Origin of the sequence: Christiangramia aestuarii (assembly GCF_009735585.1) — a bacterium.
In the GTDB taxonomy this organism is placed as follows: Bacteria; Bacteroidota; Bacteroidia; order Flavobacteriales; family Flavobacteriaceae; genus Christiangramia; species Christiangramia aestuarii.
Genome location: NZ_VJVW01000004.1, coordinates 272,954 through 298,609, shown reverse-complemented (window position 1 = coordinate 298,609; position 25,656 = coordinate 272,954). Strand labels below are relative to the sequence as shown.

The following is a 25,656-nucleotide window of genomic DNA, read 5'->3' as shown; positions in this document are numbered from 1 at the left end:
TTTAACTTGAATTGGACAAAAGTTAAAATTTCTAATCTTAACATTTCGGTAATTTACGGAAGCCTAGAAATGATTTCTTTTGCAAAAATTTTAAGACAAACAACAAATTTTTTAACAATGAGAAATTTACTACTCTTAGCGATGTTGCTTGCATCTGCTACGATTTTTGCTCAGGGAACGGTTACCGGTACGGTAATGGATTCTGAAATGGATGGTCCATTACCAGGTGCGAACGTAATGGTTGTTGGTACACAACAAGGTGCCATGACCGACTTCGACGGTAACTTCAGCATAGATGTTGAAGATTCTTCTGGGAAACTAAGAATCAGTTTTGTGGGGTATTCTCCTAAAACTGTTCAATTTAATGTAAGCGGTGGTCAAACCGTAGATCTTGGAGAGATTGTATTGAGTCCAGATGCAAATGCTTTATCTGAAGTAGTTATTACAGGAGTTGTGGATCTTGCAAAAGATCGTCAAACACCGGTTGCTGTTTCTACGATACGTTCTACAGAGATCCAGGAGAAATTAGGAAACCAGGAATTCCCTGAGATCCTTAATACTACTCCTTCTATCTACGCTACTAAACAAGGTGGTGGATTTGGAGATTCCCGTATCACCATTCGTGGTTTTGATACTCAGAACTCTGCTGTAATGATCAACGGTATTCCTGTTAATGATATGGAAAACGGGCAGGTATACTGGAGTAACTGGGCTGGTCTTAGTGATGTAGCTTCTGCAGTACAGGTGCAAAGAGGTTTAGGTTCTTCTAAACTTGCGGTTTCTTCTGTTGGAGGTACTATTAACGTTGTAACCCGTTCAGCTCAAATGTCTGAAGGTGGTTTTGTAAAAGCTAGTTTCGGTAACGATAATTACCTGAAAACAATTGCTTCTTATAACACAGGACTTAGCGATAGCGGTTGGTCTGGATCTTTCCTTTTAAGCAGAACTGCTGGTGATGGCTACGTGAACGGAACCGAATTTGAAGGATATAACTACTTTATTGGAGTAGGATACCAGCCAAATGATGACCATGAATTCAATTTCATGCTTACCGGTGCTCCACAGCAACACAACCAAAGAGGTTTCTTTACCAGACTTTCCAGCTACCTTGCTTATGGGGAAAATGGAGAGCCAAACGAAAAATATAACCCAGATTTTGGATACAGAAACGGAAAAGAGTTTACTTTCTCAGGAAACTTTTACCACAAGCCTGTAGCTTCTCTTAACTGGGAATGGGATATTACAAGCCTTTCTAAATTATCTACCACTGCGTATGCTTCATTTGGTAGAGGTGGTTCTATTGGTTCTATTGGAAGAATTAATGGTAGACAGTCTTTCGCTTTACCTTTAACAGATGACGGTCTGCTTCCTATAGATGATATTTTCGCTTGGAACTCTGGTCAGGATGTTCCTTCTCTTGGGGATCCTAGACAGCCATATTCTGGTGAAGGACAATACCAGGGACAGTTTGTAAACACCGGGAACGGAGATCGTTCTGGTGAAAATGGTATTTCACAGCGTTCTTCTGTGAACTCACACAACTGGTTTGGGGTGATCTCAAACTTCGAAACAGAACTTACAGATAAGATAACTTTAGACGTAGGTGCAGATCTTAGATCTTATAGAGGTTTCCACTACCGTAGATTGGTAGACCTTATGGGGGCGGATATCTACCGCTCAACTGCAGATAGCAATAATCCTAATAGATTCCTAAGTGAAACTTACGATCCTACTATTGGAAATACCTTAAATGTATTTAAGAGTATTGATGATGAAGAGAAGATTGATTATTACAATGATGGTCTTGTAAGATGGGCTGGTGTATTCGGACAGTTAGAATATGCCGGAGACCAGGTCTCTGCTTTTGTTCAGGGTGCTTTATCTAACCAAGGGTTCAAAAGAATTGAATATTTCAACGAGGCTCCAGGTAACCAGGAGACAGGATGGGAAAACATTCTTGGAGGAAATATTAAAGGTGGTATGAACTATAATATCAACGACCAGCACAACGTATTTGGTAACATTGGTTATTACTCTAAGCAACCATTATTTGATGCGGTTTATATCAACTTTGGTAATACTTTAAACCCCAACCTTACTAACGAGCAGGTATTTGGAATTGAACTAGGATATGGTTTCCGTTCTCAGTACTTCAATGCTAACGTTAACATCTACAGAACTTCATGGGCAGATAGATTTGAGAGTGATGCAGCTACTTTCTTTGAGGATACTCCGCAGGAAATTAGAGGTACTGCCAACCTACTTGGGATTACCCAGGTTCACAAAGGTTTTGAATTTGATTTTTATGGAAGGGTAACCAATAAATTTAAATGGAATGCTATGCTTTCTGTTGGAGACTGGGAATACAAGGATGATGTTGTGGCATCTTACTTCGATGAGAACCAGAACCCAATTCCTGGAGTAGACGATGCAGTACTTAGCCTTGATGGAGTTAAGGTAGGTAACGCTGCTCAGTTCACTGCCAGTGCAGGTGTAGATTACCAGATCGTTGATAACTTAAACGTTGATGCTACCTACAGATATGCAGATAATCTTTATGCAGATTTTGATGCTACAGATGCATTGAACAATCCTAATTTCGAGGTATTTGAACTTCCTTCTTATGGTCTGTTAGACCTGGGAGCTTCTTATGGCCTTGATCTGGGAGATAACAGATTGAGCTTTAGAGTTAACGTGAACAACGTTACAGATAATATCTATATGTCTGAATCTAATACTAATATTCTTGCAGGTCCTGAGGACGATACTTACGATGGAGTGAACACTAGAAACAATGTTTTCTTCGGATGGGGTAGAACCTGGAATGCGAGCGTTGCTTTTAGATTCTAAGATCAATTTTTCATTAAAAGAAGAAAAGCCCGGTTTATCCGGGCTTTTTTTTATGCCTTACCGAAAATTTATTAACAATTCTCTTGGTTTTGTTCTTTTGAAATTTAAAAAACTGTTATTCAGTTTGTTAACAGTTTTTTTGTAAGATTTCATGTTTTAAATTCTTCGAAATTCACCAAAAATGGCAGGATTCTATCGGAATAAGTTAAAAGTCTTAACACTTAGATAATGATTCTTTTGTAGGAAAATCTTTTTTTTGCATCGAATTTTAATCAAACACAAACAAAACAAAATGAGGAAATTATTACTCCTGGCAATGCTTTTTGCATCTGCCACGATTTTTGCTCAGGGAACTATTACCGGTAAGGTGATCGATTCCGCAACAGACGGTCCGCTTCCGGGCGCGAATGTTAAAGTAGTTGGAACTAGCAACGGTACCATGACCGATTTTGATGGTAACTTCAGCCTTGAAGTTGGAAAATCATCAGGAAAAGTCGTTGTTAGCTTTGTTGGTTTTATGGCTACAGAAGTAGAATTTAACATTGCAGAGGGTGGTACCCAGGATCTGGGTAACATTGTTCTTGGAGCAGACGAAAATGCTTTAGACGAGATTGTAGTAACAAGTTATTCTCTTGCGATAGACCGTAAGACTCCTGTTGCTGTGTCTACCATTAAAGCTGGTGATATTGCTTTAAAACTGGGAACTCAGGAATTTCCTGAAATCCTTAAGAATACACCTGGGATCTATGCTACTCGTCAGGGTGGTGGATATGGTGATGCTCGTGTAAACATTCGAGGATTTTCATCTGAGAACGTTGCGGTAATGATCAATGGTATTCCTGTAAACGACATGGAAAATGGTCGTGTTTACTGGAGTAACTGGGCTGGTCTTGGGGATGTAACCAAAACCATGCAGGTTCAAAGAGGTCTTGGAGCTTCTAAAGTTGCCGTACCTTCTATTGGTGGTACGATTAATATTGTAACCAAGTCTATAGACGCTGAAGAAGGAGGAAATGTTTTTGCCGGAGTAGGGAACAATGGTTATTCTAAATATGGAATGACTTATTCTACTGGAGTTGGCGAAAATGGATTTGCAGCTACGGTTTCTGCGGCTAAGATCCAGGGAGATGGATATGTTGACGGTACTGAATTTAGTGGTTACAATTATTTTGTAAACCTTTCTAAGCAAATCAACGAAGATCACCTGCTTTCTTTCAACGCTTTTGGAGCACAGCAAGAGCACGGTCAACACTATACTCGTCAAACCATTGCTGAGTACAATAGAACTGAAGCAGGGCCACAGCGTTTTAACGCAGACTGGGGATATAAAAATGGAGAAGTTTACAATACTGCATTCAATTTCTATCACAAACCTCAAATGTCCCTGAATCACTACTGGACATTAAGCGAAAATACTGAAATCTCTACCGCTCTTTATGCGTCTTTCGGATCTGGAGGAGGAAGAAGAACCAGAGGAGATAAGTTTAGCAACAATGACTATCGTTTGGGTGGCTTTGACCAGCCGATCGATTTCGACAGAATTGTTGACGAAAATATGCAGCTAGGTACACTTGGAGCTTCTGATATTATTTATGCTTCAAGAAACAGCCATAACTGGTATGGTGTTCTTTCTACTTTCAAAAACTTTACTACAGACAAATTAACTCTGTCTGGAGGAATTGATGGAAGATATTATGTAGGTTCTCACTATTATGAGATCACAGATCTTTTAGGTGGTGATTACTGGTTAAATGAATCTTCAAGTGACTTGAATGGAGGAACGGCATTGGTAGTTGGTGATAAGTTTGGTAAAGACTACGACGGTACTGTTCTTCGTGGAGGACTTTTTGGCCAGGCTGAATATGATGTAACAGATGATTTTAATGTATTCATGGCGGCCGATATTTCTAACACCTCTTACCAGGTTGAAAACTTCATGAAATTTGAAGCTAATGATCCAGAGAGAACTTCTGAAACAGTTGACTTTTTAGGATACGGAATTAAAGGTGGTGCTAACTACAACCTTACTTCTAACCACAACGTATTTGCAAATGTTGGGTATTTCTCTAAAGCTCCTTTCCTAACGAATGTTTTTCAGAACACAACCAGTTCAACAGAGGCAAATACAGACGCACGTAATGAAAAGGTATTTAGTGCAGAATTAGGTTATGGATATAGAGGGCCGGCTTTTAAAGCAAATGTAAACCTTTACCGTACTAGCTGGTTAGATAAGGCTATAACTAACGGCTATCCAAATCCTGCTGACCGGGATATGATGTTGTTTTATAACATAGCCGGCGTAAATGCCTTACACCAGGGAATTGAATTAGATTTCTCTTATAATGTTACCGATAGGTTTAAGGTTTCTGGTATGGTTTCTCTGGGAGATTGGACCTGGACCAATAATGTATCTGCCACTCTTAAAGATCAGGATGGAGCCATCATTTATGATGATGAAGAAGATTTAGATGGGGACGGCGATCTGGAACCAAGGACAGTGAATGTATATTCTGAAGGTCTAAAAGTTGGTGATGCTGCTCAAACTACTTTTGCGGTAGGTGGTAGCTATGATTTTGCTGATAATTCTACTGTATTTGTAGATTATAACTATGCAGGTGATATGTATTCATCTTACTTTGTTGAAGCTAGGAACTCTCCAGGAATGGGTAATACCTGGGAGGCTCCGGAATATGGTCTTTTCGACTTCGGTCTTAGACATAAATTCGATGTTGGGCCATTAGCTGCTACTTTCAACGGAAAAGTGAATAACATTTTCGATACAGAATATATTTCTGATGCTAATGACCAGGGGAATGGCTATAAGGATGCTCAGGTGTACTACGGTGCAGGAAGAACTTATAGTGTAAGCCTAAAACTTAACTTCTAAAAAGAAATAAAATGAAAAAGTCTATATACTTTTTAATGATGTTCCTAGGCCTTGCGCTTACCAGCTGCGAGCCTATGGAAGAAATTAATGATGAAATTGATACTTCATTAATCGTTAAGGGTAATGCCGATCTAACCTTAAGTGAAGATGATTATACTGCCCTTGAATTGGATGAAGAAAGGTTCATGAACCTTGAAGAAGCAAAAGCTTTGATTCCAGGTTTATTATCTAAGAAATATCCTGCTTTTACTGATGAATCTCTCGCTACGGTGCACTTTAACCTTTTTGCACCTGTAGATCCTGAAGCCTATACAGTGACTGCTGAAGATTATGCTGCTGCTGGATTAGATAATGAATTCTTCTCAAGCGAGGCAGAGATCTATGAGTTTTTAAGTATGCATTTTGACCAGGCTCAGGATGGAAAACATGTAGATCTTACTTACAATGTAGTTTCAGACGAGATTGTTTTTACTCTTGAATATGCAGATTATTCTGTGATAAAGGAAGAGCTAGGAAGCACTTATCCAGACCCTGCAGCCAATGCAGCTAAATACGGGAGCTTTACAGTAGATGTAGATAGCGACAATTACTGGAGCGATGATATGATCATGGAAGCGCTGGGAGCATTCATTTCTGAAGAATATGGAGATGTAAAAGGTCAGCAATACAATGTAACCTATAAGGTATACAATGGTTCATATACCGAGGATAGAAGTATGAGCCTTCAGTATAACGGTAACAATTATATAGCTGTAGGTGGAACTGCTTATGAAATGAACGATGATGATTACGATTTCATCGGTGCTGAATTTGCAGATACTTATGCCGGTCCTGCTGAGAATGTTGCCAAGTATGGTAGCTTTGATAAAAGATCCTCTAGTGATAACTACTGGAGTGATAGTATGCTTCTTGAAGCTATCAATGCATTGTTAATGGAGAAATTTCCAGATGCAGAGGAAGGTGCTCAGTTCGCAGTTTCCTATGATATTTATGATGGTAGCGTAAAAGCTGTAACAACTTCTGTTATTTTATCTGGAGGTTCTTATATTATCGATGATAATGCATCTATATCAACCATTCAGACAAACTCTGTATTTGCAAAAACAAACGGATCATGGGGAAGACCGCTTACTCTTCCTGAAAATATCTATACTGAAGAGTTTGGCCAGAGATATAATAATCTTGATGATGATGAAGAGGTAGGTTTCTATATTAGTAGATATCTTGAACCAATGTATCCATATGCTGAAGATGGGGATATGGTTTCTGTAGCCTTCGATTTCTATGACGGTGGACTTGAAAAAAGATATGGTGTTTTCACTTACAAAAACCGTGAATGGGTTTACACTCCAAGAACAAAGCAAGCTACTTTACAATTTGGTTATGATGGAGTAAACTGGGTACCAGATAATACTATTCAGTACACCTTTACTTCAGATGACTATGCTCTTGTAGCAAGCGAGCTCGAAAGTGAATATCCTGCTGCGGCCGGAAATCTTGACAACTACGGAAACTTCAACAGAACAGGTGGAGGAACAAGCTGGAGTGATGAGATGATGATTGACGCTATAAATATAGTATTAGATAATCTTAACCCTGGAGCTGAAATTGGCCAGAAATATAGTGTTAGCTATGTGATCTATGCCGGTGGATATTCAGAAGAAACCAAATCTGTTATCAAAACAGAAGACAATATCTGGGTTTATAACTAATATTCCATTTAAATCATTAAAAACCTCCTGTTTAACAGGAGGTTTTTGTTTCCAATAATTGCTGGAAAAGCATTAAAATCAATTTCAATGAGGAAAGTATTTTTAAAGAAACTGGGTCTAAGCTCAATGCTTATTCTGGGTACATTGATGTTGCAGAATTGTAGCGGAGAAGATGCACCGGGTACAGAGCCTAAACCAGAACCTACTTCTGAATTACCAGTTGCCAAGGACGATAGTTATTCTACCGCTGAAAATCAAAAACTGGTGATTTCAGATTTGCTGGAGAACGATATTATCTATGATTATGGTCGGATCAAGGAGTTCGATGAATCCACCGTTGAAGGCGGTAAGGTTGAAGCCAATAATGATGGGTCTCTTACCTATTTCCCCCCAGATGATTTTATTGGTAAAGATAGTTTCCATTATAGCCTTTGTGATGCCGAATTGCCAGCGAACTGCTCTACAGCCAAAGTAAGTATTACCGTCACCGATGCAGGTGAACCTGTAGCTAACGACGATTCTTATGAGGCAGTTGAAAATAAGAAATTCAATATCAATAATTTCCTTGAAAATGATGTTCTAATCGATGGGGCAACACTTTCAGAGATCGATGATGAAGGTCTTAATGGTGTTTTAGTTGATAACGGAGATGGAACTTTAAGCTATACTTCCAATAATGGATTTACCGGTGAAGATTCTTTTACATATACCATTTGCGATAGCGATGAAACACCTAGCTGTTCTACCGCCACTATTACTATAACTGTGGTGGATGAAGGTTCGCCCTCTGCCGAAGATGATAAAGTGGTGATGAATTCAACCAGCACCGAGGTGGTATTAGACAATCTTTTAGAAAATGACGATCTAATTGATGATGCATTTATCAAATCGGTGGATGATTCTTCAGCTTCTGGTACCGCTGTACTTAATGCTGATGGTACTGTAACCTATAGCCCCGCGACCGGTTTTCAGGGAGAGGATACCTTTACCTATACTTTATGTGATGATGATGCTACTGCAACTTGTGTCGTTGCAAATGTGACAGTAAGTGTAGTTGAGTCTATCAGTTTTAATTTTCCTGATTATCTCGAAGATTATTATGCTGAGGTAACATTCAGCAGGGACCCGGAATTATTGTATGATATTCTTTCCACTTACACCACTACTGAGCATACGAACCGCTTAGAATATTACCAAAGACATGATTACTTATACGATGCAGATGAGGATCCATCTAATCCGGAGAATGTTATCCTGATATATACTGGAGATAGCAGGTCAAAGGATGAATTCCAGGCAGGTGATCTAAGTGAAGGAGAAACTTTTAATACCGAACATATTTATCCGCAATCAAGACTTTCCTCAGATGAGGCAAAGAATGATATGCACCATATGCGAGTGGCAGATGTGAACATCAATTCAGAAAGACTAAACTATCCTTATACAGACGGAAGTGGAGCTTATAAATTAGTTGATGGGGATAAATGGTTTCCTGGTGACGACTGGAGAGGAGACGTAGCCCGTATGGTAATGTATGTTAACTTAAGATATGGAGAGCCATTTGGAGACGTAGGTTCTAAGCAACTATTTCTAAAATGGAATATTGAAGATCCCGTTTCTGCTTTCGAGATACAGCGAAACAACGTGATCGAGGCTGCCCAGGGTAACCGGAATCCGTTTATCGATAACCCGTATCTGGCCACTCTTATCTGGGGCGGGGAAGATGCCGAAAACCGATGGGAGTAATAACAAATGCATTTAGTATTTTAGCGGATACAAAAAATTAAAATTATGTACGAAACGGTTCAGTTCATTCACTCATATTGGGCATACCTGGTATTATTCATGCTGCTAATAGCAAGTTTTAACGCCATTATTGGCTTTGCGGCCAATAAGGAATATTCTGCGACAAACTTTAGGATCGCCCTTTTCACCCTTATTGTCTCTCATATTCAGTTATTGATCGGGATAGTACTATACTTTAGTACACCTTACTTCAGTGGCTGGGCTCAGGAAGGTATGGGCGGTGTAATGAAAGATTCAGTGCTTAGACTTTATAATGTAGAGCACCCTTTGGTTATGATCATCGCTATTGCCCTGATCACCATTGGATATTCCAAGCATAAGAAGAAGCTTACCTCGAGGCCAAAATTCAAGATGCTGGCCATCTTTTATGGTTTTGCCTTGGTAGCTATGCTTTCCAGGATCCCGTGGACTGCCTGGTTCAACTAATTTTCTTTCACATTTCTGAATGTGAATTTTGAATACTAAAAGAAAACCTCCGGTATTAGCCGGAGGTTTTTCTTTTTAATCAGGTTTTAGTTCTCTTATCAGGTATATATAAACCGGGAAATGATCACTGTAGCCGGGTTCGTAACCGGAACTGCCATAAGTTCGGTAAGGATAACCTTTAAATTGTCCGCCTGGGGTCACCAGGTAAGGCGGATTAAAAATACCTGCTTTAAAGAACTGGAAGCCGCTAAAATTTTTAGAAACAAGGCTTTGATTTACATAGATCTGATCGAAAAGATTCCACGAATCCCGGTAAGCAAGACTTCCTTTCCCCTTTTTTAACATGTTTTCCATGGGATTATAGAGTTCTTTTTCCTGCAAACCGTTTATTTCAGCTTTAGTTTGTAGGAACTTTTTAAAGCTTTTATTGGAAGGATCATCGTTAAAATCTCCCATGCCAATGATCTTCGCCAGGGGATCTATTCTGTAAATAGAATCAATTATTTTTTTGTTGAGCGCAGCGGCTTTTTCCCTTTTATAACTGCTTTTGGCTTCCCCTCCAGAGCGTGAAGGCCAGTGATTTACAATAAAGTATATTTCTTCCCCTTGCAAAAGCCCGTTCACTACCAGCTGGTCACGGGTGTAGTCCCTTTTATCGGCATCGTAGATCATAAGTTTTCGGGTCTGGGAATTTAAGGGCGTAAAAGCTTTTTTCTGGTAAATTAGAGCTACGTCTATTCCCCTTTCGTCTGGTGAGTCATAATGAATGATCCCATAGTGATATGGGACTAAAGAGGGATCAGCAATCAGTTCCTCCAAGACCAGCCTGTTTTCAATTTCACAAAGACCGATTATTGCCGGAGCATTTTTGCTCTCCGCTGCACCTATTTCAGATAGGACTTTTGCAATGTTTTTGATCTTTCGCCTGTAACGCTCCTCTGTCCAACGATCTTTTCCCAATGCTGTCCTATCATCATCAAAGGTCAAAGTGTCGTCTACTGTATCGAAAAGGTTCTCTACGTTGTAGAATGCCACCGTCTCAATAAGGTAATCTTTTGTTGTCTGACATTTAAGCATCTGGCCGTTCAGTACCAGTAGGCAAAAAGTAAGAATCAACGATAAATTGTAGTTTTTCAATTTCCGGAATTTAATAATGCATTTAAAGTACTGAATATTTGTAAGTTATAATTCTTATGAGTAACATTATATAATATTGTTGACACCGCACTAAATGAAAATTTCCATTTTCTGGGTGTTGTTACTCTCGCTTTTTAGTTTAGATATACATGCCCAGCAACCTGCCCTGGAAGGCAGGCTAGTAGATGCAATCACCAATGTGCCCTTACCACAGGTTAAAATTGCGATCGAAGGTTCTTTTTTAGAAACCTTCACAGCACCCGACGGAACATTTTCCCTGGGGCTGGAAAATATTGCCCAGAAGGAAGTACTGCTGAATATTTCGAGGACTGGTTATATAAACAGACGTTTACCTGTAAAATTAAATGCTGAAGGCAAGAAATTAGGTGAGATAAGCCTGCAACCAGATGAATTTTATGAAGGGAACAACCAGGTAACCATTAGCCTTACCGATGCCGAGGTGCTAGGGGAAGAAGGTAGTTTCGATAATATCTCAGGCATTCTCCAGTCTACCCGGGATGTATACCTTAATACTGCTGCTTTTGACTTTAGCCAGACCTTTTTCCGGGTTCGTGGCCTCGGGGCAGAGTACGGAAAACTATTAATCAACGGAATGGAAATGAACAAATTCTATGATGGCCGGCCTCAATGGAGCAATTGGGGAGGACTTAATGATGTTCAGCGTAACCAGGTTTTTACCAATGGCATAGGTGCAGGGGAATATGCTTTTGGAGGCCTTGGGGGTACCACTAATATCCTGATGCGAGCTTCTAAATACCAGAAATCTGCAAGGCTTTCCCTGGCCGGGGCAAATCGAACCTATACCGGCCGGGCCATGGCCACATACTCTTCCGGAATACAGGAAAACGGATGGTATTACGCATTTTCTATAGGAAAGCGTTATGCTGCAGAGGGTTATATTGATGGGACCGTGTTCGATGCTAATTCCTTCTTTATGAGTGTGGAAAAAGAGTTTGGAGAGTCTCATGCTATAAACCTGGCGGCCATCTACACCCCGGTCGCCCGAGGCAGGTCGGCTCCGCTTACAAAAGAGGTGTTGCAACTTAAAGGTAGCAGGTACAACCCTTACTGGGGTATGCAGGAAGGCGAGATAAGGAATTCCAGGATGCGCGAAGTTAGAGAGCCCGTGCTAATGCTGAACCATTTCTGGGATATTTCAGAACCCCTGCAATTAAATACCAATATTTCTTACCAGTTTGGGGAAGTCTCGAATTCTAGGATAGATTACGGCGGCACAAATCCTGTAAATCTTGGAGAACAGGTAGCTTTTGTTGGTGGTGGCCAGAACCCCGATCCTACATACTACCAAAAACTACCGGGCTATTATCTTAGGTTTGCCGGAAGTGAAAATTTTGAAGCTGCCTACAGGGCTCAGATAGATCTCCTGGAAAATGGCCAATTGGACTGGGAACAACTTTACCGGGCCAACCAGAATAACCCTGAAAATGCAGTTTATGTTCTGGCTGAAGATATAAATCAGGATAAGATTTTTAGTGCCAACACTATCCTTTCCTGGAATATAAATGAAAGACTCAAACTAAACTCTACCTTAAGCTTTTCAAAATTGGACAGCCATAATTTTGCTCGTATCGGTGATCTTTTTGGTGGTGAAACTTATCTGGATATAGATGTTTTTGCGGAAGAGGGTGAAGCGAATCCCCTGGTCTCTGCAGTGCAGGCAAATCTTCTTGAACCAAACCGAATGGTTCAGGAGGGTGATTTGTATAAATATGATTACGAGATCGAAGCTTCAAGGGCAGAATCATTTGTTCAGGCGCAGTATTATTTCCGGAAACTGGAATTAAGCCTTAGTGCTAAATTAGGACGGGTGAATTACCAGCGAGATGGGAATTACCAGAATGGGATCTTTCCCCAAAACTCACTAGGGAAAAGTGAACAGGCAGCTTTTCTGGAGTACGGACTCAAATCTGCTGCGGTCTATAAATTTTCAGGCCGCCAGAATATTGAAATGAATATCGGTTACTTCAGTAAAGCACCGGGATACAGGAATGTTTTTGTAAATCCGAGACAAAACAACCAGGTAGTTCCAGATATTTCCGAAGAGATTATTCAGACCTTAGATTTGAGCTATAGGTTTAGAAGCTCTAAATTCAATTTTAGGCTTACTGGATTTTATACCGAAGTTAATAATGCTACAGAGGTAAGCTACTATTTTGCGAATGGAATTTCTGACCAGGGTATGGAAAATTCTTCCGCATTCGTCCAGGAATTATTAAGTGATATAGATAAACAATACCTGGGAATGGAACTGGGTTCTGAATATCAGGTAACCACAACTTTAAAGCTTAAAGCTGCCGCGGGCATTGGTCAATATATTTATTCTAATAACCCACAACTTAGGCTGAGTTCAGCTTCTTTTGAAAGAATCCAGGATTACGGTAGGTCATACCTTAAGAATTACCGTCTGCCGGGTGGGCCGCAGCAAGCGACAATGTTTGGATTTGAATACCGCGATCCTGCCTATTGGTGGTTTGGGGCAACGATGAATTTCTTCTCACAGGCTTTTATCGATGTGAATCCCCTTAGCAGAACCTCAAATTTTCAGACAGATTATGATGGGCAGCCTTTGCTGGATTACGACCCAGAAATTGCCAGGGAGCTTTTAGAGCAGGAACAATTTCAAGATTACTACCTGTTAAACCTGGTAGGCGGTAAGTCCTGGCGTATTAAGGATAAATACCTTGGAATTTTTATGAGCGTAAATAACCTGCTGGATAAGGAATATATCTCCGGCGGATTTGAACAGGCCCGAAATTCGAACTATCGAAACCTCAAGGAAGACAGGGACCGGGATATTCCGGTTTTTGGCAACAAGTACTGGCTTGGCTATGGGACAAGTTTTTTCGCGAACCTATCTCTAAAATTTTAAAATGCTAAAAAGGATTATTTCTAGTGTGTTTTTTGTTGGGCTTACAGCCTGTGTAGGACCTGATGATTATGAATTTCCGAATTTCGAAATCCCCGAGGTCGAAATTGAGGGTGATCTAACTACCATTGCAGCTGTAAAGGGGAACTTCGATAGGCAAACGGGGGAAATTCACAGCTTTCAGGATACCGATACCTGGTTCGAAGCTTTTGTGATCTCCAGTGATGCCGGGGGCAATTTTTATAAAGAACTTATTCTGCAGGACAAAGCTGAAAACCCGACCGCCGGAATTCAGATCCTGTTAGATGATAATTCACTATTCGAAACCTTTGAACCGGGTCGGAAGGTCTATGTAAAACTGGATGGTCTTAGCCTGGGTTTCAATAATGGAGTACTGCAGCTGGGATATCAGAATAGGGGAGATGTGGTTTCTATTCCGGGATCTTTGATCGGGGATCATATTAAGCGTACCTCCGAAAAAAGGAAGATCGTCCCCCTCGAAATAAGTATTGATGACTTCTCTGAAGAACTAAAGAATATTTTTGTGAAAATAGACCAGGTTCAGTTCGATCCAAACCTGGTAAGGACAGGCTATCAATTTTCCTTTGCTTCTAATCCCGTTGACAGATATGACGGGGAGCGGCAGTTGGTGAGTTGCGAGACGAGGGCCACGACCTTTTTGAGTACCAGCACTTTTTCGAATTTCAGGTCTTTGCTCCTGCCAGATGGAAGTGGCAGGATAGAGGGAATCCTGAGCAGGGATTTTTACGATGAACATTATGTCATCATGGTGAACAGCCCTGATGCTTTGGAGATGAACCAGGAACGTTGCGATCTAGATTATCTGGAATGCGGGGAGATTGCAGGTGAAATTTCTCAGGTGATCTTCGAGGAAAATTTTGACGGGGTAACCTCGAACACCACTCTAAGCTCTCGTGGCTGGACCAATATCAATGTAAGCGGTGGAGAGAAGAAATTCACTCCTACTTTAGCAGCCGGCAACAGGGTCTTAAGAATCTCGGCTTACAATTCTAATGAAAGTCCGCTGGAAGCCTGGCTCGTCACACCAGAATTCGATCTGTCCCAAAGCCAGAAGGAAATTCTGAAGTTTGACCTGTTGCCCTCTTACGATAACGGATTGCTTCTTAGTGTTTACCTAACCTATGATTTTAGCGGCGACCCGCGTACCACCGAATGGATACCCCTGGACGCGAATATTCCCCTGGGACCATCAAATGCGAATTCCAGTATTTTCAGGACTAGCAGCATCAATCTTTCATGTCTTGAAGGAAAAATAAGAATAGGTTTTAAATACCTTGGATCCGCACCAGATAAGACCACTACTTATGATCTGGATAATATAAGGTTGATTGGGGAATAACGGACCACCCCGTCCTGCGTATACCCCCTCCTTGAAAATGGTAGGAAGCTTTCTAAAAGCTCCTTTCTTGAATTTCAGGGAAGTCTCTAGCCATAGCTGAAGGGAAGGATCCGATCACAATTTCATTAGCCCTGGTTAATTTTTAACTCACCACTTCTTCTTTCTTCTCCCTAAAATCCAGTGGTTGTAATACTTTTAGTGCTTTTTCAATAGAAGTGATCTTATCGAAAGTAAGCAGCAATTTTAGGCCGTTCCTGGTTTCCTTCTCCTTCATGGTACAGTTCTGCCTGTGCGTTTGTACATATTGCAGCACCTTGGTAAAATTGCTGGTCTGGTAGAACCTCGATTTCTGGTCAGCGATAAAATAACCTACCATTTTGTTCTTTTTCATCACCACTCTCTCCAGGCCAATCTTGGCAGCGATCCATTTGATCCTAACAGAATTTAAAAGATCTACCGCCTGTGTAGGCAATTCACCAAACCGGTCTACCAGCTCCTCCTCGAATTTCTGAAGTTCTTCTTCGGTCTTAAGTTCATTCAGCTTGGTATAGAGATTCAGTCTTTCGGTTATATTGTTAATGTAATCGTCTGGGAACAGTAGTTCGAAATCGGTGTCTATCTGTGTATCCTTGACAAAATCTTTATGTTCCAGATCTTCAGTTTCTGCATACAGGTCGCGGAATTCATTTTCTTTCAATTCCTCAATAGCCTCATTAAGGATCTTCTGATAGGTGTCAAAACCAATGTCGTTTATAAATCCGCTTTGTTCTCCTCCTAAAAGGTCTCCTGCACCACGAATTTCGAGGTCTTTCATGGCAATATTGAATCCGCTGCCTAGTTCTGAGAATTGTTCCAGGGCGGTAATACGCTTCCGCGCATCCTCGGTCATGGCTGAATAAGGTGGCGTGATGAAGTAACAGAAAGCCTTTTTGTTACTTCTACCAACCCTTCCGCGCATCTGGTGAAGGTCGGAAAGGCCAAAATTATTGGCGTTATTAATAAAAATGGTGTTGGCATCTGAAACATCCAGCCCGCTTTCCACGATGGTTGTAGAAACCAGGACGTCGAATTCGCCATTTATAAAGCTAAGCATCAGTTTTTCCAGCTTTTTTCCTTCCATCTGCCCATGACCAACCCCGATCTTGGCATCGGGAACTAGTCGCTGGATCATCCCGGCTACCTCCTTGATATTCTCAACCCTGTTATGGATAAAGAACACCTGGCCACCGCGCTGTATCTCGTAGGTTACGGCATCACGGATGGTCTCTTCAGAAAACCTGATCACGTGGCTTTCTATCGGGTAACGGTTGGGAGGGGGAGTGGTAATGGTAGAAAGGTCTCTTGCCGCCATTAAACTGAACTGTAAGGTCCTTGGAATTGGCGTGGCAGTTAAGGTAAGCGTATCTACGTTCTCCTTGATGGTCTTAAGCTTGTCTTTTACAGCAACCCCGAATTTCTGTTCTTCATCAACGATAAGTAATCCAAGATCCTTGAATTTAACCGATTTGTTGACCAGTTGATGGGTTCCAATGATAATATCCACCTTTCCGTCTTCAAGGTCTGCCAGGGTTTGTTTTCGTTCCTTGGCGGTTCTAAAACGGTTCAGGTAATCTATGCGTACCGGGAAATCCTTCAGTCTTTCTGAAAATGTCTGGTGGTGCTGAAAGGCCAGGATGGTCGTTGGCACCAAAACCGCTACCTGTTTATTGTTATCTACCGCTTTAAATGCTGCACGTATAGCGATCTCTGTCTTTCCGAAACCAACGTCCCCGCAAACCAGTCGGTCCATGGGTCTTTCGTTTTCCATGTCGGCCTTGACCGCTGCTGTGGCCGAACTCTGGTCTGGAGTATCTTCATACATAAACGAAGCCTCCAGTTCGTGCTGTAAATAGGAATCGGGATCATACTTGAAACCCTTTTCCATCCTCCTTTTGGCATACAGCTGGATAAGGTCGTAGGCGATATGCTTGACCCTGGCCTTGGTCTTTTTCTTCAGGTTCTTCCAGGCGTTGCTTCCCAGTTGGTATATTTTTGGAGCCTTCCCGTCCTTACCATTGAATTTTGAGATCTTATGCAGGGAATGAATGCTTAGATAAAGTATATCCCTTTCCCCGTAGATAAGCTTAATCGCTTCCTGTTTCTTTCCTTCGACATCTATCTTCTGCAGCCCACCAAATTTCCCGATCCCGTGGTCTATATGCGTTACATAATCGCCAATCTCGAGATTGGTAAGTTCCTTAAGCGTGATCGCCTGTTTTTTAGCGTAGCCGTTCTTTAAATGGAACTTATGATATCGCTCAAAGATCTGGTGGTCTGTATAACAAACCGTTTTTGAGTCCTCGTCAATAAATCCCTGGAACATCGAAAATACCGGCGTCTGGTATTTTACTTCCTTTTCCTGATCATCAAAAATATCATGAAAACGTTTGGCCTGTTGTTCACTTACACAGCAAATGAAGTTGGTGTAGCCGTTTTCCTGGTTTTCAATAAGATTATCTATCAAAAGATCGAATTGCTTATTAAAAGAAGGCTGTGGCTTGGTATTAAACTCGATCTGTTTCTCGGCTTTTAAAAACGCCTGGGTGCTTAGTTCAACGGTCGAGTAATCCAGTAACTGCTTTTTGAGCAATTCTCCGTTACAGAAAAGTTCTTTGGGAGCACTATGCTTTACATCTTCAGAAAGTTCCTTAAAAGTTTCTTCAGCCTTTTTGAAGAGCTTATCTGCCTGGGCTGATAGCAGGTCCAGGTTTTTAATAAAAACCACTGTTTTTGCCGAAATGTATTTCAGGAAACTTTCCCTAACCTCGTCGAGGTGCTTGTTCTCCACATTGGGCATTACCGAGATCTTCTTTTTCTTATCTGTAGAAAGCTGGGTTTCCACATCAAAGGTTCTTATACTGTCTACTTCATCCCCAAAGAATTCTATCCGGTAAGGTTCATCATGACTAAAGGAGAATACATCTATGATCCCTCCTCGTACCGAGAACTCTCCAGGTTCGGTCACAAAATCTACTCTTTTGAACTGGTTCTCGAACAGGACCTCGTTTACAAAGTCTATGGAAAGTTCATCGCCAACGGCTATTTTAAGGGTGCTTTTATCAAGCTCTTTCCGGGTCACCACCTTTTCGAAAAGCGCGTCTGGATAAGTGACGATTAGAGCGGGCTTTTTTCGGGAATTGATACGGTTGAGAACTTCTGCCCTGAGCAAAACATTCGCATTATCTGTTTCCTCGATCTGGTAGGGTCTTCTATAACTTCCCGGATAAAAAAGCACGTTCTTTTCACCGATCAATTGTTCCAGGTCGTTCAGGTAGTAGGCAGCCTCTTCCTTGTCGTTGAAGACCATCAGGAAAGGCTGCTCAGATTCCCTGAAGGCATCTGCCACCACGAACGAAAGTGCTGAGCCTACGAGGCCTTTTAGGTGGATATTAGAATGTTTTTTTTCAGAATTGGCAATAGCATTTCGCAATTCCTGCTGTTGCGGGGATTGTGCGAACTTTTGGGCGATAAGACTTGTACTCATTGCCGCAAAGATAATTTCATCCTTTTTGCCTTACAACCAGTTAATTGATTTTTAACGATTAAATAGCATTTGACCATTTTTATCATTTCCATAACGCAAACTCGGTGCATTCTTGGCTATTTTCACCAAAAGAGAAGGAAATAATGGGATTTGAAGAATTTGATGTTTTTGTAATAGGAACAGGAACCGCCGGGAAAAGTGTGGCCAAGGAATGTATTGCTGAAGGAATGAAAGTAGCCATTGCTGATAATCGTGAATTTGGAGGTACTTGCGCCAATCGCGGTTGTGATCCTAAAAAAGTGCTGGTAGGCCTTACCGAGATCCTGGACCGGGCCGAAAAAATGAAGGGTCATGGTATCACTAAAATGCCCGAATTCAGCTGGAAAGATCTTATGGAATTCAAAAAGACCTTTACCGATGCCGTTCCTGCAGCCACCGAAAAGGACCTGAAAAAGCTGGGCATTAAAATGTACCATCAGTCACCCAAATTCCTCGATGAAAACACCCTTTCTGTAGAAGGCAAGACTGTAACAGCGAAAAAGATCGTTATCGCTACCGGAAACAAACCTTTGGAATTGCCTATTCCTGGCAGGCATCTTCCTATTGTAAGTGATGATTTCCTGGAACTTGAGGAGCTTCCTGAAAGCATCATATTTATCGGTGCCGGTTATATAGGGATGGAATTTGCCCATATAGCGGCTCGCTGCGGGGCCGAAGTTACGGTGATCGATGCGGAAGACCGGCCTTTAAGCAATTTCGATAAGGATATGGTAACCCACCTGCAAAAAGCCTCGGAAGAGATAGGCATTAATTTCATCCTTAATTGCCAGGTAGAAGAGATCGAAAAGCTCAGAACCAACTTCAGGGTAGTGGGCCATCAAAACGGAAAAAAGATAGAACGAAAAGCTAAGCTCGTTGTGAACGCTGCCGGTAGGGTGCCTTCCATAGATGGACTGGACCTGGAAAAAGGTAAGGTGGAATATTCAAAAAAAGGGATTATGGTGAACAAGCATCTTCAGAATCCTACAAATAAAAATGTCTATGCCTGCGGCGATGTTTCAGCCAGTGAAGGTTTGCCTTTAACTCCGCTGTCTTCTCAGGAGGCAAGGATCGTGGCAGCGAATATCCTAAACCTGGACAGGGAAAAAGAAGTGGATTATCCTCCGCAGCCTTCGGTGGTATTTACCATACCTAACCTGGCTTCGGTTGGTTTGAATGAAAAGCAGGCCAGGGAAAAAGGTTACGATTTTAAGGTCGAGAATAAACTGGTGCCAAAGTGGTTCAACGCCAAGCGTATAAATTCAGATTGGTATGCCTATAAAACGCTGGTAGATAAAGAAACCGGGCTTATTCTGGGAGCACATCTCCTGGGAGCCGATGCTGCCGAAATGGTCAATATGTTCGTGATGGCCATGTGTGGGAAACTGGATTGTCGTACCCTTAAAGGAATGATCTTCTCCTATCCCAGCTGGGCCAGTGATATTAAAGCAATGGTCTAAACTCTGAATTTTTCAGAAATCTTTATTTAGAAAGTCCGGTGAGGAATCTGTGTATGGGATTGGTCTTGCGGTTGATGTAGCCGTGATAAGAAATGTTCAGGAATAGAAGGATTGCTCCGGCAATCGCTGTTTTTGCGATCATCTCTTCGCTTCCCTGGTGTCTCATATAGATAGCTACAAGGGCCCAAACCCCAACCAAAGCAAATTCCCGCATATTTCTAAGCCAGGTCATAAGCAAATTGATAATTACCGCCACGCCAATCATGATAACCGTCCATTCCACTTCAGTGAAAATGGCACCGTCCCATCCAATAAGTGTAAGCCAGGAAGCCATATTGGCAATACTGGCCACAGCGATCCAGCCGGAATACAGGCAAATAGGCCACCAGTAAAAAGCAATGATCTTAAATGGCGCATCCCAGAGCTCCATCTCGTTATTTACCACGATCTTTAAAAGCTTAGCCAGGATCAGGAACATAAGCACTACAGAAATCCCGGTGAATTCGTAAAGCCAGGCTACCACCCAAAGGCAGGTTCCTAGATTGGCCACGATAAACCAGAAGGAGGTATTATTTATGAAGTCTGTGTATTTTCCATTGGAGTAAGCCTGCTGAAGCATAAAGATCGAAAAGGCCAGCAATCCCAGGTAAATAAGCCCCCAAATGGAAAAAGCATAATCTGCCGGGGTGAACAGGTTAGAATATTTGTCGCTCAGCTCCCCGATGGTGGTATTGTTTATCCTGCCGGTCTGTGCGAAGAAATTTGTGAAGATCGCCAGTATTACCGACAGGAAGTTTAAAATGGCCAGTCTTTTTATCATGATTAGCAGCTTAGTTGATCTGGATCACCTCTTTCCCGGTAATCGCGAAAACACGGTCTCCTTCTTCCGGTTGCATAAAAAAGTTTCCGGTGAACTCCCCAAAAGCGGGTAGGATCATCTGGTTCTGGCTGCGGAAGAAACAAGGCAATTTAAGCAATTGTTTGCCATTTCCCCTCATTTTAAAGCCGGGATGAATGTGACCGCAAATATTGAAATGATCTTTTAACTGCACGGGGTGGTGGCTCAAATGGAAGCCAGCCACGGTAACGTCTGAATATATTTTTATATCCAGCGCCTCGTATTTTAGAGGAGAAATGATGTCGTGGTTGCCGGCAATAAGATGTACCCGGTTATCTATGCTTTCTACCCATTCTTCGAACATGTTCCACTCCATGTTGAGAGAGCTGTGAAAGAGGTCACCAAGGAAAACTATATGTTCGGGATCGAATTCCTTCCGAAGCTGGTCGAGTTTTATAAAATTCCGGGAGGTCGCCTTTAAAGGCACTGCGCTACCATGTTTTCTAAAATGAGAGACTTTCCCGAGGTGTACATCTGCCACGAGCAGAACTTCCTGTTCAGGCCAGTAAGTGGCGCCATAGGGATGTAAAACAAAATCCTGGTCTTTGATCTTAATGTTTAAGTTCATCTATAGATTGCAAAGTATTTCCGCAGCTTTTTCTAGAGTTTCGTCCGTCTTGGCGAAACAAAATCTAAGCTGGCTGTTATCTTTTTGATTGATATTGAAAACTGAAACGGGTATGGCTGCCAGACCTTTTTCCTTTACCAGTCTCTCCGCGAAATTTACATCATTTTCAGAGGTTATTTCTGAAAAATTCAATAGCTGGTAATAGGTTCCGCTGGAAGGAGTACAGGTGAACCTGGAATCTTTGATCAGGTTCAGGAACAGGTCCCTTTTTTGCTGGTAAAATCCTGAAAGTTCCAGGTAATGCTGTGGATCCTTCAGGTAATCAGCATAAGCGATCTGCATGGGATGGTTCACCGAGAACACGGTTAATTCGTGGACCTTCCTGATCTCTTTCATCAGTTCCCTAGGTGCAAGGCAATAGCCGGTTTTCCAGCCCGTGTTATGAAATGTTTTTCCGAAAGAGGCACATACCACCGCTCTTTCTGCAAGTCCTGGAAACCTGGAAGTACTCTGGTGTTCAAGCCCGTCAAAGATGAGGTGCTCATAAACCTCGTCGCTCAAGAGGATTATATCTGTACCCTTCAGGATATTTTCCAGATCAAGCATATCTTCACTGGATAAAACCGTACCTGTAGGATTATGCGGGGTATTGATGATGATCATCCTTGTTTTAGGCGAGATCGCTTCGCGAACTTCTTCCCAGTCTACCTGATAATCCTGCCCTTTTAACTGAATCTGGACAGGTTTACCGCCATTAAGTTCTATAGTGGGTTCGTAGGTGTCATAGGCCGGTTTAAGGACGATCACTTCATCGCCTTTATGGACAAAGGCTGAGATCGCATTAAAAAGGGCTTCGGTTGCCCCGGAAGTAACAGTGATCTCTTTATCGGGATCGTAGTGTTTAGCATACAGGCTTTCCACCTTTCTGGAAATTTGTTCCCTCAACGCCTGCACGCCGATATCTGGAGGATACTGGTTGAAGCCGTTGTTCATGGCGCGGGTTACAAGGTCTTTGAGTTCCTGGTCGGTTTCAAAATTAGGAAAACCCTGGGAGAGGTTAATGGCCTTATACTCGTTGGCCATTTTGCTCATTACTGAGAATATGCTGGTTTTGTTTCCTGGTAATTTTGATCCGGTAACTTCAGGCATGCATGAAATTTTGATCAAAATGCATAAAAAATCCCGGACTGCAAAGACCGGGATTTCAATATTTAAGTAAACAGACGTTAATTATTTCACGCTTGCTTTAAGGTATTCTCTGTTCATTCTGGCGATGTTCTCCAGGGAAATGCCTTTAGGACACTCGATTTCGCAAGCTCCAGTGTTCGTACAGTTTCCAAAACCTTCCTTGTCCATTTGCTCTACCATTTGCAAAACTCTTCGGTCTGCTTCTACTTCTCCCTGCGGAAGAAGTGCGAATTGACTTACTTTTGCAGAGGTGAAAAGCATGGCACTCGCGTTCTTACATGCGGCCACACAGGCTCCACAACCAATACAGGTCGCGGCATAGAAAGACATATCTGCATTCTCCTTTTCAACAGGGATAGAGTTGGCATCCTGGGTATTTCCTGAGGTATTCACAGAAATATATCCACCGGCCTGCTGTATCCTGTCGAAGGCACTACGGTCTACCACAAGGTCTTTGATGATAGGGAAAGCCTTGGCTCTGAAAGGCTCAATCACGATGGTATCCCCATCCTTAAAACGACGCATGTGTAACTGGCAGGTAGTAACTCCGCGATCTGGCCCGTGAGGCTCTCCATTGATCTGCAGGTTACACGACCCGCAAATTCCCTCACGACAGTCATGGTCAAAAGCTACAGGTTCATCTCCTTTTTCGATAAGCTGCTCGTTAAGAACATCCATCATTTCCAGGAAAGACATATCCGGAGAAATGTCTGAAACCTGATAGGTTACTACTTTTCCTTTGCTCTCGGCGTTTTTTTGACGCCATATTTTTAGTGTAAGGTTCATACTTTTAGTATTGAGTATTTAGATATGAGATTTAAAGGTATTGTGAACTGGTCCCAATGATTAAACCTCAAATCTCAAATCTATTTATAGCTCCTTGTTTTTACTTCGATATTTTCATAGTCCAGATCTTCTTTATGAAGAATAGCATCTGCAGGGTTCCCTGTGTATTCCCATGCTGCTACATACATAAAGTTCTCGTCATCACGAAGGGCTTCCCCTTCTTCAGTCTGGTATTCTTCTCTAAAGTGACCACCACAGGATTCATTTCTGTGAAGAGCATCTTTAGCGAATAATTCTCCAAGTTCAAGGAAATCTGCTACACGTCCTGCTTTTTCAAGCTCGGCGTTCATTTCGTTAACTGTTCCCGGAACACGTACATCTTTCCAGAATTCTTCTCTTAGTTCTTTAATCTCCTTGATCGCTTCCTTGAGACCCTTTTCGTTTCTGGCCATTCCTACCTTGTTCCACATGATCTTTCCAAGTAATTTATGGAAATGATCTACAGACTTGGTTCCCTTGTTATTCACAAGTTTATCCAGTCTTTCACGAACCTCGGTCTCGGCAGCTTCGAATTCCGGACTATCTGTCGGGATAGCTCCGGTTCTAATATCATCTGCAAGATAGTTCCCGATTGTATAAGGTAATACGAAATAACCATCGGCAAGACCCTGCATCAATGCAGAGGCTCCCAGCCTGTTCGCTCCGTGATCTGAGAAGTTGGCTTCTCCTATCGCGTAACATCCAGGAATGGTGGTTTGCAGGTTGTAGTCAACCCAAACACCTCCCATGGTATAGTGAACCGCAGGATAGATCATCATTGGAGTTTCGTATGGGTTTTGATCTACGATCTTCTCATACATCTGGAAAAGGTTACCATATTTGGCTTCTACAACCTCTTTCCCTAACTCCTTTATTTTAGCATCTGAAGGATTATTTATTTTTCTGGTCGTTGCTTCTTCCTTACCATATCTCATGATGGCAGAACTGAAATCAAGATAAACCGCTTCTCCGGTTTTATTTACTCCGAAACCGGCATCACAACGTTCCTTGGCAGCTCTTGAAGCCACATCACGAGGCACAAGGTTACCAAAGGCTGGATATCTTCTCTCCAGGTAATAATCTCTTTCATCTTCTGAAAGCTCGGTCGGTTTTTTCTTCCCGGCCCTTATCGCTTCAGCATCTTCTTTTTTCTTCGGAACCCAGATCCTACCATCGTTACGTAGGGATTCAGACATAAGGGTTAACTTAGACTGGTGATCTCCGGAAACCGGAATACAGGTAGGGTGAATTTGGGTGAAGCAAGGGTTAGCGAAATAAGCTCCCTTTTTATGAATTTTCCAGCTGGCCGTTACATTACTTCCCATGGCATTGGTAGAAAGGAAGAATACGTTTCCGTAACCTCCTGAAGCAATTACTACGGCGTGAGCTGAATGTCTTTCAAGTTCTCCTGTTACCAGGTTTCTGGCGATGATTCCACGTGCCTTCCCGTCAACTTTTACAATATCAAGCATTTCATGCCTGTTGTAAGCTTTTATCTTTCCGCGGTTTATCTGGCGGTTCATTGCTGAATAGGCACCAAGTAATAATTGCTGCCCGGTTTGTCCTTTTGCGTAGAAGGTTCTTGATACAAGTACCCCACCAAAAGAACGGTTATCTAGAAGTCCACCGTACTCACGTGCGAAAGGCACTCCCTGCGCCACACACTGGTCGATGATATTTCCTGAAACTTCAGCCAGGCGGTATACGTTAGATTCCCTTGAACGGTAGTCACCACCTTTAATGGTATCGTAGAAAAGACGGTAGATAGAATCCCCATCTCCCTGGTAGTTCTTCGCTGCATTGATCCCACCCTGAGCAGCAATAGAGTGCGCTCTACGAGGTGAATCCTGATAGCAGAATGTTTTTACGTTATAACCCAGTTCAGCAAGAGTTGCGGCGGCACTGCCACCGGCAAGTCCTGTTCCCACCACGATCACGTCTATATTACGTTTGTTCGCCGGGTTTACCAGGTTTATGTCATTCTTATGTTTGGTCCACTTTTCTGCCAATGGGCCTTTAGGTGCATTAGATTCGAAATTTCCCATAGC

The 25,656-nt window shown here is 42.0% G+C and carries 15 protein-coding genes; 8 read left to right on the top strand and 7 right to left on the bottom strand.

Annotation, left to right across the window (positions count from 1 at the left end; genetic code table 11):
- Positions 1 to 117 precede the first annotated feature (117 nt).
- The 5 genes from FLP08_RS11715 to FLP08_RS11695 all read left to right on the top strand — a co-directional run bounded on the left by FLP08_RS11715 (position 118) and on the right by FLP08_RS11695 (position 9,681).
- Entirely contained in the window at positions 118 to 2,850 is a 2,733-nt protein-coding gene (locus FLP08_RS11715; RefSeq protein ID WP_156276926.1) for a TonB-dependent receptor, read from the top strand.
- 292 nt (positions 2,851 to 3,142) lie between these two features.
- On the top strand, positions 3,143 to 5,737 hold the full coding sequence (locus tag FLP08_RS11710) for a TonB-dependent receptor (protein ID WP_156276925.1): 2,595 nt from the start codon (positions 3,143 to 3,145) through the stop codon (positions 5,735 to 5,737).
- Positions 5,738 to 5,748: 11 nt separating this feature from the next.
- Entirely contained in the window at positions 5,749 to 7,449 is a 1,701-nt protein-coding gene (locus FLP08_RS11705) for a hypothetical protein (RefSeq protein ID WP_156276924.1), read from the top strand.
- Between the two features lie 87 nt (positions 7,450 to 7,536).
- The gene (locus tag FLP08_RS11700; protein ID WP_156276923.1) at positions 7,537 to 9,195 is read left to right on the top strand and encodes an Ig-like domain-containing protein; all 1,659 of its coding nucleotides are present in this window, start codon (positions 7,537 to 7,539) and stop codon (positions 9,193 to 9,195) included.
- Between the two features lie 45 nt (positions 9,196 to 9,240).
- Positions 9,241 to 9,681, top strand: a complete 441-nt coding sequence (locus FLP08_RS11695) for a hypothetical protein (protein ID WP_156276922.1) — start codon at positions 9,241 to 9,243, stop codon at positions 9,679 to 9,681.
- 75 nt (positions 9,682 to 9,756) lie between these two features.
- Here FLP08_RS11695 and FLP08_RS11690 read toward each other — a convergent pair whose 3' ends face one another.
- Positions 9,757 to 10,758: an endonuclease/exonuclease/phosphatase family protein gene (locus FLP08_RS11690; protein ID WP_238388489.1), complete on the bottom strand. Its 1,002-nt coding sequence runs from the start codon at positions 10,756 to 10,758 to the stop codon at positions 9,757 to 9,759.
- 154 nt (positions 10,759 to 10,912) lie between these two features.
- Between FLP08_RS11690 and FLP08_RS11685 the strand changes: the two genes are divergently transcribed.
- Positions 10,913 to 13,729 (top strand): TonB-dependent receptor plug domain-containing protein, encoded by a 2,817-nt coding sequence (locus FLP08_RS11685; protein ID WP_156276920.1) that lies wholly within the window; start codon positions 10,913 to 10,915, stop codon positions 13,727 to 13,729.
- 1 nt (position 13,730) lies between these two features.
- Positions 13,731 to 15,107 carry a DUF5689 domain-containing protein gene (locus tag FLP08_RS11680; protein ID WP_156276919.1) on the top strand — a complete coding sequence of 459 codons (1,377 nt, stop codon included), beginning with the start codon at positions 13,731 to 13,733 and terminating at the stop codon, positions 15,105 to 15,107.
- Between the two features lie 142 nt (positions 15,108 to 15,249).
- Here the strand turns inward: FLP08_RS11680 and mfd are convergent, their stop codons facing one another.
- On the bottom strand, positions 15,250 to 18,630 hold the full coding sequence (gene mfd, locus FLP08_RS11675) for a transcription-repair coupling factor (RefSeq protein WP_156276918.1): 3,381 nt from the start codon (positions 18,628 to 18,630) through the stop codon (positions 15,250 to 15,252).
- A 143-nt stretch (positions 18,631 to 18,773) separates the two neighbouring features.
- Here mfd and FLP08_RS11670 point away from each other — a divergent pair, with 143 nt between their 5' ends.
- Positions 18,774 to 20,129: a dihydrolipoyl dehydrogenase family protein gene (locus FLP08_RS11670; protein ID WP_156276917.1), complete on the top strand. Its 1,356-nt coding sequence runs from the start codon at positions 18,774 to 18,776 to the stop codon at positions 20,127 to 20,129.
- A gap of 22 nt (positions 20,130 to 20,151) precedes the next feature.
- Here the strand turns inward: FLP08_RS11670 and FLP08_RS11665 are convergent, their stop codons facing one another.
- From FLP08_RS11665 to FLP08_RS11645, 5 genes are all read right to left on the bottom strand, one after another.
- Positions 20,152 to 20,949, bottom strand: a complete 798-nt coding sequence (locus tag FLP08_RS11665; RefSeq protein WP_156276916.1) for a TspO-related membrane protein — start codon at positions 20,947 to 20,949, stop codon at positions 20,152 to 20,154.
- Positions 20,950 to 20,959: 10 nt separating this feature from the next.
- Positions 20,960 to 21,595 (bottom strand): ligase-associated DNA damage response endonuclease PdeM, encoded by a 636-nt coding sequence (pdeM, locus tag FLP08_RS11660; protein WP_156276915.1) that lies wholly within the window; start codon positions 21,593 to 21,595, stop codon positions 20,960 to 20,962.
- Positions 21,596 to 22,744: a methionine aminotransferase gene (locus FLP08_RS11655; protein WP_156276914.1), complete on the bottom strand. Its 1,149-nt coding sequence runs from the start codon at positions 22,742 to 22,744 to the stop codon at positions 21,596 to 21,598.
- An 81-nt stretch (positions 22,745 to 22,825) separates the two neighbouring features.
- Positions 22,826 to 23,569 carry a succinate dehydrogenase/fumarate reductase iron-sulfur subunit gene (locus FLP08_RS11650; RefSeq protein ID WP_156276913.1) on the bottom strand — a complete coding sequence of 248 codons (744 nt, stop codon included), beginning with the start codon at positions 23,567 to 23,569 and terminating at the stop codon, positions 22,826 to 22,828.
- Positions 23,570 to 23,649: 80 nt separating this feature from the next.
- Positions 23,650 to 25,653 (bottom strand): fumarate reductase/succinate dehydrogenase flavoprotein subunit, encoded by a 2,004-nt coding sequence (locus FLP08_RS11645; protein WP_156276912.1) that lies wholly within the window; start codon positions 25,651 to 25,653, stop codon positions 23,650 to 23,652.
- Between the last annotated feature and the right edge of the window lie 3 nt (positions 25,654 to 25,656).

Excerpts from the sequence above, each read along its gene's own strand:
- FLP08_RS11715 (WP_156276926.1), top strand. The coding sequence starts at position 118 with ATGAGAAATTTACTACTCTTAGCGATGTTGCTTGCATCTGCTACGATT.
- FLP08_RS11710 (WP_156276925.1), top strand. The coding sequence starts at position 3,143 with ATGAGGAAATTATTACTCCTGGCAATGCTTTTTGCATCTGCCACGATT.
- FLP08_RS11705 (WP_156276924.1), top strand. The coding sequence starts at position 5,749 with ATGAAAAAGTCTATATACTTTTTAATGATGTTCCTAGGCCTTGCGCTT.
- FLP08_RS11700 (WP_156276923.1), top strand. The coding sequence starts at position 7,537 with ATGAGGAAAGTATTTTTAAAGAAACTGGGTCTAAGCTCAATGCTTATT.
- FLP08_RS11695 (WP_156276922.1), top strand. The coding sequence starts at position 9,241 with ATGTACGAAACGGTTCAGTTCATTCACTCATATTGGGCATACCTGGTA.
- FLP08_RS11690 (WP_238388489.1), bottom strand. The coding sequence starts at position 10,758 with ATGCTTAAATGTCAGACAACAAAAGATTACCTTATTGAGACGGTGGCA.
- FLP08_RS11685 (WP_156276920.1), top strand. The coding sequence starts at position 10,913 with ATGAAAATTTCCATTTTCTGGGTGTTGTTACTCTCGCTTTTTAGTTTA.
- FLP08_RS11680 (WP_156276919.1), top strand. The coding sequence starts at position 13,731 with ATGCTAAAAAGGATTATTTCTAGTGTGTTTTTTGTTGGGCTTACAGCC.
- mfd (WP_156276918.1), bottom strand. The coding sequence starts at position 18,630 with ATGAGTACAAGTCTTATCGCCCAAAAGTTCGCACAATCCCCGCAACAG.
- FLP08_RS11670 (WP_156276917.1), top strand. The coding sequence starts at position 18,774 with ATGGGATTTGAAGAATTTGATGTTTTTGTAATAGGAACAGGAACCGCC.
- FLP08_RS11665 (WP_156276916.1), bottom strand. The coding sequence starts at position 20,949 with ATGATAAAAAGACTGGCCATTTTAAACTTCCTGTCGGTAATACTGGCG.
- pdeM (WP_156276915.1), bottom strand. The coding sequence starts at position 21,595 with ATGAACTTAAACATTAAGATCAAAGACCAGGATTTTGTTTTACATCCC.
- FLP08_RS11655 (WP_156276914.1), bottom strand. The coding sequence starts at position 22,744 with ATGCCTGAAGTTACCGGATCAAAATTACCAGGAAACAAAACCAGCATA.
- FLP08_RS11650 (WP_156276913.1), bottom strand. The coding sequence starts at position 23,569 with ATGAACCTTACACTAAAAATATGGCGTCAAAAAAACGCCGAGAGCAAA.
- FLP08_RS11645 (WP_156276912.1), bottom strand. The coding sequence starts at position 25,653 with ATGGGAAATTTCGAATCTAATGCACCTAAAGGCCCATTGGCAGAAAAG.